Origin of the sequence: Pseudaeromonas aegiceratis (assembly GCF_046254905.1) — a bacterium.
In the GTDB taxonomy this organism is placed as follows: Bacteria; Pseudomonadota; Gammaproteobacteria; order Enterobacterales; family Aeromonadaceae; genus Pseudaeromonas; species Pseudaeromonas aegiceratis.
This window is the reverse complement of the sequence record NZ_CP158016.1, coordinates 794,840-802,500: the sequence shown is the minus strand read 5'-3', so window position 1 is coordinate 802,500 and position 7,661 is coordinate 794,840. Positions and strand designations below refer to the sequence as shown.

Sequence of the window (7,661 nt, the reverse complement as noted above, 5' to 3'; positions counted from 1 at the left end):
GCGTGCAGTTTCACGCCGGCGATACCATCACCAGCCACGAAGAGTGGATGCTGAAGGTGGAAACAGTAGAAGAACAGCAGGGCCTGCTGACCTACCATGGCATCCGTCAGGACACCGGCGAAGCAGCCAGCCTCAAAGAGGTGTTCCTCAGCAACTTCCTCAAGTTCAACAAGCCACAGGATCGCCTGTTCGCCGGTCAGGTGGAGCGGCTGTCGCGCTTTAGCCTGCGTTATCAGGCCCTCACCCACCAGCATGCTCGCCGCCTGAGCCCCACCCGCGGCTTGGCCGGCGGTCGGGTCAGCCTGATCCCCCATCAGCTGCACATCGCCCGGGAAGTGGGCCAGCGCCATGCGCCGCGGGTACTGCTGGCCGACGAAGTGGGGCTGGGTAAGACCATCGAGGCCGGCATGATCATTCACCAACAGCTGCTGGGCGGTCGCGCCCAGCGGGTGTTGATCCTGGTGCCCGAGACCCTGCAATACCAGTGGCTCATCGAGATGCGTCGGCGCTTCAACCTGCATTTTGCCCTGTTTGATGAAGAGCGCTGCGTCGAGGCCGCACACGAAGCCGACAACCCCTTCGACAGTGAACAGCTGGTGATCTGCAGCCTGGACTGGTTGCGTAAGAAGCGGGCTCGCTTCGATGAGGTTCATGACACCCAGTGGGATCTACTGGTCGTTGATGAGGCGCACCACCTGGAGTGGAGTGAATCGGCCCCCAGCCGCGCCTATCAGATCGTCGAAGCCCTGGCCGAGGAGATCCCCGGCGTCCTGCTGCTGACCGCCACCCCGGATCAGTTGGGCCATGAGAGTCACTTTGCCCGCCTTCGCCTGCTGGATCCCGAGCGCTTCTATGATTACGACGCCTTCCTGGCCGAGGAGCAGTCCTACGGCCAGGTGGCCGATGCGGCCCAGGCGCTGCTCAGTGGCGACGCCTTGACCGCTGACCGACAGGCGGTGCTGAGCGATTGCCTGGGGCGGGCGGTCCCGGCTCAGCCCGATGAACTCAGCCGGCAGCAACTGCTGGGCGAACTGCTGGATCGCCACGGTACGGGTCGTATCCTGTTCCGTAACACCCGGGCCTCCATCAGTGGCTTCCCTGAGCGGGTGCTGGACGCCGTGGGCCTGCCCCTGCCCGAGCAATACAAGACAGCCGCGCGGGTGATGGGCATGATGGGCGGCAGCACCGGAGACGCCGAAGCCCAGGCGCGGCGCGCCCTCTACCCGGAGAAGATCTTCGCCCAGTTTGAGGGGGATGATGCCTCCTGGACCCGCTTCGACCCGCGGGTGGACTGGTTGCTGGCGCTGCTCAAGGCCGCCCGCCATGAGAAGGTGCTGGTGATCTGCTCAGAAGCCGCCACCGCCCTGACCCTGGAAAACGCCCTGCGCACCCGTGAAGGCATAAGGGGGGCCGTGTTCCATGAGGGCATGAGCCTGCTGGAGCGGGACAAGGCCGCCGCCTACTTCGCCCAGACCGAGGGCGGCGCCCAGGTGTTGCTCTGCTCCGAGATCGGCTCAGAAGGGCGCAACTTCCAGTTTGCCTGCCACCTGGTTCTGTTCGATCTGCCGCTGAACCCGGATCTGCTGGAGCAACGCATCGGCCGGCTCGATCGTATCGGCCAGCTCAACCGGGTACAGATACATGTACCCTATTTGCTGGGCACCCCCCAGGCCCTGTTGCTGCGCTGGTATCACGAGGGGCTCGGTGCCTTCGAGCAGACCTGCCCCACCGGCCGCCCTGTGTTTGAGGCAGTGCGGGACAGCCTGTTCGCCCTGCTGGCCACAAGCCAGGGAGACGATGACGCCGCCTTGGCCGCTCTGCTGGCGACGACCCGCGAGCAGCATCAGGCCCTCAAGGCCAAGCTGGAGCAAGGCCGGGATCGCCTGCTGGAGATCCACTCCTCCGGCGGTCAATCCGCCCAGGCCCTGGTGGACCAGCTGGACGAGGAGGACGATGACACCAGCCTGGTGAGCTTCGCCCTGCAGCTGTTTGATGACATCGGCATCAACCAGGACGATCGCGGTGAAGACGCCATCGTGCTGACCCCGGGCGATCACATGCTGGTGCCCAGCTTCCCCGGCCTGCCCGCCGAAGGCTGCACCGTCACCTTCGAGCGCAACACGGCGCTGAGCCGGGAAGATCTGACCTTCCTGACCTGGGATCACCCCATGATCCGCGGCGGCATCGATCTCATTCTCTCCAGCGAGATCGGCAGCAATGCCGTGGCCCTGTTGAAGAACCAGAGCCTGCCCGCCGGCACCACCTTGCTGGAGCTGATCTTCGTCGCCGAATCGGCGGTGCATCCCCAGCTCTATCGCTTCCTGTCCCCCACCCCCATCCGGCTGCTGCTGGACAAATCAGGCAACGATCTGGCGGCCAAGGTGAGCTTCGAGGCCCTGAGCCGTCAGCTCACCCCCATCAACCGCCATTTGGCCAGCAAGCTGGTGGGAGCCTCCCAGGCGTTGATCCACGGCCTCATCGCCCAGGGCGAGACCCTGGCCGCCCCGCGGGTGGCGGAGATCACTGCCGCCGCCCAGGCGCGCATGAGCCAGGCGCTGGACGGCGAGCTGCAGCGGCTGCAGGCCCTGCAGGCAGTGAACCCCTCGGTGCGAGCCAGCGAATTGCAGCATCTGGTGGAGCTCAAAGACGAATTGACTCACCAGATCCAGCAGACCCAGCTTAAACTGGACGCCATCCGTTTTGTGGTGATCACCCATCAGTAAGGGGGCCTTGCCCCCTCGTGTGCAGAAGAGACGATGAGTACCTTTATCTACCAGCCGCCCATGGAGCCCTATCTGGACATCCTGTTCGAGGATGACCACATCATAGTGCTCAACAAGCCCAGCGGACTGCTCAGCGTGCCAGGCAAGGCCGCCGAACACTTCGACAGCCTCGCCTCCCGGGTCAAGGCCCGCTATCCGGAGGCCGGCTGCGTCCATCGGCTGGACATGGGCACCTCAGGGGTCATCGTCATGGCCAAGACAGCCCAAGCCACCAGCGCATTGGGCCGCCAGTTCCAGGATCGCAAGACCGAGAAGGTCTACTACGCCTGGGTCGCCGGCCAGGTGGCCAAGGGGGAAGGCACAATCGATCTGCCACTGTGCGTGGATTGGGAGCGCCGCCCGCTGCAGCACGTCAACTATGAACACGGGCGCCGCGCCATCACCCACTGGATCCGCCAGAAGGTGGAAGACGATCGCACCCTGATGCGGCTGCGGCCCATCACGGGGCGCTCCCATCAGCTGCGGGTACACATGATGGAGCTGGGCCACCCCATACTGGGTGACCATCTCTACGCGCCGCCACAAATTCAGCAGGCGGCCCCCCATCTGCTGTTGCATGCGGCCCTGCTCAAGATCCATCATCCGGTGAGTGGCGAACGCCTCACCTTCGAGGCCCCCGCCCCCTTCGACATGTAGCCGCCTGCCGGGTAAGGAGACCCCATGCCAAGATGTCTGCTCGTCCTGTTACTGCTGCTGTGCCCCTGGTTGGCCCTGGCGGAGGAAGAGGTGAACGTGGATGAGGTCTACTGGCAGGATCAGGACTGGCAGCAATACGGCGAGGCCAAGCAGGTGGGCAGCCAGCTCACCCTCTGGCACAAGACCAATCAAGGCTACCGGCTCGGCCTGGCCCTGTTGCTGCCCGACTGGCAGCAGGTCAGCCAGCTGCTGCCCTTAAGCCATGCCCTCAACGATCAAGGCTTCGACACCCTCACCATGCTGCCCAGCCCCCGCCAGCAGGACCTGGATCCCGGCAGCGAAGCGGATCAGCAGAAGGTGCAGGAATTTCGCCAGCTGTGGGCCGAACAGGTGAAGGATCTGCAGAAAAACGCCGGCGACAGCAGCGGCCAGCACCTGCTGGTGGCCCAGGGCAGCAGCGCCGCCTGGCTCGCCAGCCTGCTGGCGGCCCAACAGCTCCCCGCCCCCGATGCCCTGCTGCTGCTGGATGCCGCCTACCCGGCCAAGGACGCCAATGCCGTGATGGCCCGGGAGCTGGCCCAGCTCCCCGTCCCCGTGCTGGATCTCTACCGCGATGCGCCCCATCCCTGGCGGCTGGATGCCGCCCAGGCCCGTCAGCTGGAGGTGCGGCGCAGCAACAAACTGGACTGGCGGCAGCAGCGCTATCGCCAACCCGGCCAGTGGGCCAATCAGGTCAAGGGCTGGCTACACCACCTTGGCTGGCAATAAGGACACCCCATGACCATGCGCATCGTCTTCCTGGACAGCCAGAGCCTGCCGGCACATATCCGGCTGCGTCGTCCCGCCTTCGCCCATGACTGGCAAGACTATCCCCAGACCCAGCCCGATGAGGTGGTGGCCCGCCTGCAGGATGCCCAATTGGCCATCACCAACAAGGTACGGCTCAGCGCCGCACAGCTGGCCCAGCTGCCGGATCTCAGGCTCATCGCCGTGGCGGCCACCGGCACGGATCACATCGATCTTTCCGCCTGCCGGGCCCGCGGCATCGCCGTGTGCAACATACAGCAATACGCGGTGCATTCGGTGGCCGAACATACCCTAGGGCTCATGCTGGCCCTGGCGCGCAACCTGGTGGCCTATCAGCGGGATCTGCAGGGCGGCGCCTGGCAGGCCAGCCCGCAGTTTTGCTACCTAGGCCATCCCATTCACGATCTGGCCGGCAAGACGCTAGGCATTATCGGCGGCGGCAGCCTGGGGCAGGCGGTGGCCAAGCTAGCCCAGGCCATCGGCATGCGGGTGCTGCTGGCCGGGCGCAAGGGCGCCATCGCCGGCGATGGCAGGACAGCATTTACGGAAGTGTTACGGCAGGCCGATGTGCTGAGCCTGCACTGCCCGCTGACGGACGAGACCCGCGGACTCATAGCTGCGGCTGAGTTGCGGCAAATGAAAGACTCCGCCTGGCTGATCAACACGGCCCGGGGCGGCATAGTGGACGAGGCGGCGCTGCTGGAGGCCCTGAACAAGGGGCAACTGGCCGGCGCGGCCTGCGATGTGGCGAGCCAGGAGCCGCCGCCGGCGGACAGCCCACTGATGCAGGCCCTGCGCGGCGGCAAGCTGCTGCTCACCCCCCACGTGGCCTGGGCCAGCGATGAGGCCATGCAGACCCTGGCGGATCAGCTGATCGACAACCTGGAGGCCTTTATGGCCGGCGAAGCCCTCAGACGCGTCGACTAGCCGTCCGATCAGCGCATGCCGCGGGCCTGTTTGATCAGCTCCCAGGCCTGCTGTATCTCCTGGGCCTTCTCCTTGGCCATGTTCATCATCTCGGGCGGCAGACCGCGGGCCGCCAGCTTGTCCGGATGATGCTTGCTCATCTGCTTGCGATAGGCCTTCTTCACCTCGGCGTCGGACACCTCCGCCGCCACCCCCAGTATGGTGTAGGCATCGGCCAGCTGATCCCGCCGCGGCGGGGCCTGGTAAGCGCGGCCCTGCTGCTGTTGTCGCTGCGACTGACCCTGGCGGGCGGAGGAAAAGTTGGACTCCGCCTGGGCCATGGCCAGAAACTGCTCCAACTCCCAGCGGGAGAAGCCCAAGAGCTCCGCCACCTCCAGCAGGCGCTGACGCTGCTCCACCGTGGGCTGGCCGTCGGAAAACGCCGCCTGCAGCTGCACCTCAAGGAACACCCGCAGCAGATCCTGCTGACCACGGCAGGCATGGCGAAAACTGCTGAGGGTCTCCTCCAGCGGAAAGTCCGCCTGCTTGCCCTGGCGAAACGAGTCCTGGGCCTCGGTGCGCACCTGGCCGGTCAGCCCCATGCGATCCATAAACCAGCTGGCGGCGCGGATCTGCTGCTCGCTGACCCGGCCGGCCCCCTTGGCCACATGGCCCATGACGGCGAAGGTGGTGTGCAAGAACACCGCCTGCTGCTGGGCATCCGGCTGGCGTCGCCAGCCAAACGCCTGCTGACGCCGCGAGGCCTGATCGAAAAGGTGGCCGATCCACAGCCCCAGCAGGGCGCCGGGCAGGTGCAACAGCCAAAAGCCCAACAAGAAACCGATAAGCTTACCCATTATGCCCCTTGCTCCTGCGCCAGACGCCCATCCAGGGCGGCCAAGCGTGCCGGGGTGCCCACATCCTCCCAGGCCCGATCCAGATAGGCGCCCGCCAACTGACCACCGGCGATCCAGCGCTCAAACAGCGGCCGCAGCGGCGCCCGCCCTGGTGGTTCGCCGGCAAAGGCCGCCGGCCGATAACAGGCTAGGCCGCTGAAGGTGTAGCTGGGCCGGCCCGCCGCCTTGCCGACCACCAGCCCCTCGGCCAGGGCGAAGTCCCCCGCCGGGTGCTGGGGCGGATTGGCCACCAGCCACAGATGCCCCAGGGCCGCCGGCGCCAGGGGGCACAGCAAGGGGCCGTACTCCCCCGCCAGCCAGATATCGCCGTTCACCACCCAGAAGGGATCGTCCCCCAGCAAGGGCAGGGCCTGGCGGATGCCGCCGGCGGTCTCCAGGCCGCCCGGCGCCTCCGGCGACCAGGCGATCTGCACGCCGAACTGGCGCCCATCCCCCAGGGCCGCCTCGAGCTTGTCCCCCAGCCAGGCGTGATTGATGACGATCTCTGTGATGCCGGCCGCCCTGAGCTTCTCGAGATGCCATACGATGAGCGGCTTGCCCCCCACCGTCAGCAACGGCTTGGGCAGGCTGTCGGTCAGGGGGCGCATCCGCTCTCCCCGCCCGGCAGCCAGTATCATGGCGCGCATTGCAGCTCCTTGTGCGTCAGCACCCGGGTACTCAGCCAGTGGGCCAGATCCTGCAAGGGGGCATGGCGCTGGGCCACCTGCAACACGTAATCCAGGGTTCGGGGAATGTCCGGCAAATAGCCTGGCTTGCCGTCCCTGTGATTGAGGCGGGCGAAGATCCCCGCCGCCTTGAGGTGGCGCTGCAGCCCGGTGAGATCGAAGGCGTAGGCAAACTCGTCCTTGGAATAGCCCGCCAGCAGGCCGGCGGCCTGATACAGGTCATAGGCCTGGGCCTGCCCCTCCTGGATCACGGTAGCGGGCCAGCGGATATAGCAATCCCGCAGCAAGGAGACGAGATCATAGGTCAGGGGGCCGCGCACCATGTCCTGGAAATCCAGCACGGCCAGGGCCTCGTCTTGCCCCACCATCAGGTTGCGGCTGTGGTAATCCCGGTGCATGGCCACCTGGGGCTGGGCCAGGTTGTTGTCGGTGAGGCAGGCAAAGCTGTCCGCCAGCAGCTGGCGCTCGGCGCGGGAGAGCGACAACCCCAGGTGCCGCTCCAGCAACCACTGCGGGAAGATGCTGTTCTCCACCGCCATGAAGTCGGCATCGAAGGCCGGCAGCTGGGCCGCCAAGGGGAGCTGGGCGATGCGCGGCAAGAGGGCGATGGCCTTGGCGTACCAGGCCGCCACCGTCTGATCATTGAGTTCGGCCAGCAGCTGCCGATCTCCCAGATCCGTCAACGCCAGGAAGCCCTGCTGCAGATCCGCCTGGCGCACCCGAGGGGCCGGTATGCCAGCGGCGGCCAGGGCCTCGGCCACCTGGATAAAGGCCGCATTCTTCTCGGTCTGGGGTGGCGCATCCACCCAGATGAGGCCGCCGCCGCGGTAGTAGCGGCGGAAACTGGCATCGCCGGAGATCAGGGTCAGTTGCAGGGTAGGATCCGCCAGTTGCTGGCGGGCCCAGTGGGTCAAGAGGGTCTGTCTGGATTGGCTCATGATGAGTTG

7 protein-coding genes (1 of these 7 cut by a window edge) are annotated in these 7,661 nt (G+C 66.2%); 4 read left to right on the top strand and 3 right to left on the bottom strand.

Annotation, left to right across the window (positions count from 1 at the left end):
* The 4 genes in view from rapA to ABHF91_RS04000 are tightly spaced (at most 33 nt apart) and all read left to right on the top strand, a layout consistent with a single transcriptional unit that may run on beyond the window.
* Window positions 1–2,723 carry the 3' portion of an RNA polymerase-associated protein RapA gene (rapA, locus tag ABHF91_RS04015; RefSeq protein WP_409422185.1) on the top strand. Its footprint begins 154 nt before the window's first position, so the window shows 2,723 of its 2,877 coding nt (coding positions 155–2,877); the start codon falls outside the window, past its left edge; its stop codon occupies window positions 2,721–2,723.
* Between the two features lie 33 nt (window positions 2,724–2,756).
* Entirely contained in the window at window positions 2,757–3,419 is a 663-nt protein-coding gene (locus tag ABHF91_RS04010) for an RluA family pseudouridine synthase (RefSeq protein ID WP_409422184.1), read from the top strand.
* A gap of 24 nt (window positions 3,420–3,443) precedes the next feature.
* A complete protein-coding gene (locus tag ABHF91_RS04005) occupies window positions 3,444–4,187 on the top strand; it encodes a DUF3530 family protein (protein ID WP_409422183.1) in 744 nt (247 codons plus the stop codon).
* Window positions 4,188–4,202: 15 nt separating this feature from the next.
* Window positions 4,203–5,153, top strand: coding sequence for a D-2-hydroxyacid dehydrogenase (locus tag ABHF91_RS04000; protein WP_409423077.1), 951 nt, complete (start codon window positions 4,203–4,205; stop codon window positions 5,151–5,153).
* Window positions 5,154–5,161: 8 nt separating this feature from the next.
* Here the strand turns inward: ABHF91_RS04000 and djlA are convergent, their stop codons facing one another.
* Genes djlA through ABHF91_RS03985 form a run of 3 tightly spaced genes read right to left on the bottom strand, consistent with a single transcriptional unit; the run spans window position 5,162 to window position 7,652 of the window.
* Window positions 5,162–5,989: a co-chaperone DjlA gene (gene djlA / locus ABHF91_RS03995; protein ID WP_409422182.1), complete on the bottom strand. Its 828-nt coding sequence runs from the start codon at window positions 5,987–5,989 to the stop codon at window positions 5,162–5,164.
* A complete protein-coding gene (gene murU, locus ABHF91_RS03990; RefSeq protein WP_409422181.1) occupies window positions 5,989–6,675 on the bottom strand; it encodes an N-acetylmuramate alpha-1-phosphate uridylyltransferase MurU in 687 nt (228 codons plus the stop codon). Before murU ends, djlA begins: the two co-directional genes overlap by 1 nt.
* Window positions 6,663–7,652 carry an aminoglycoside phosphotransferase family protein gene (locus ABHF91_RS03985; RefSeq protein WP_409422180.1) on the bottom strand — a complete coding sequence of 330 codons (990 nt, stop codon included), beginning with the start codon at window positions 7,650–7,652 and terminating at the stop codon, window positions 6,663–6,665. Before ABHF91_RS03985 ends, murU begins: the two co-directional genes overlap by 13 nt.
* Window positions 7,653–7,661 lie beyond the last annotated feature (9 nt).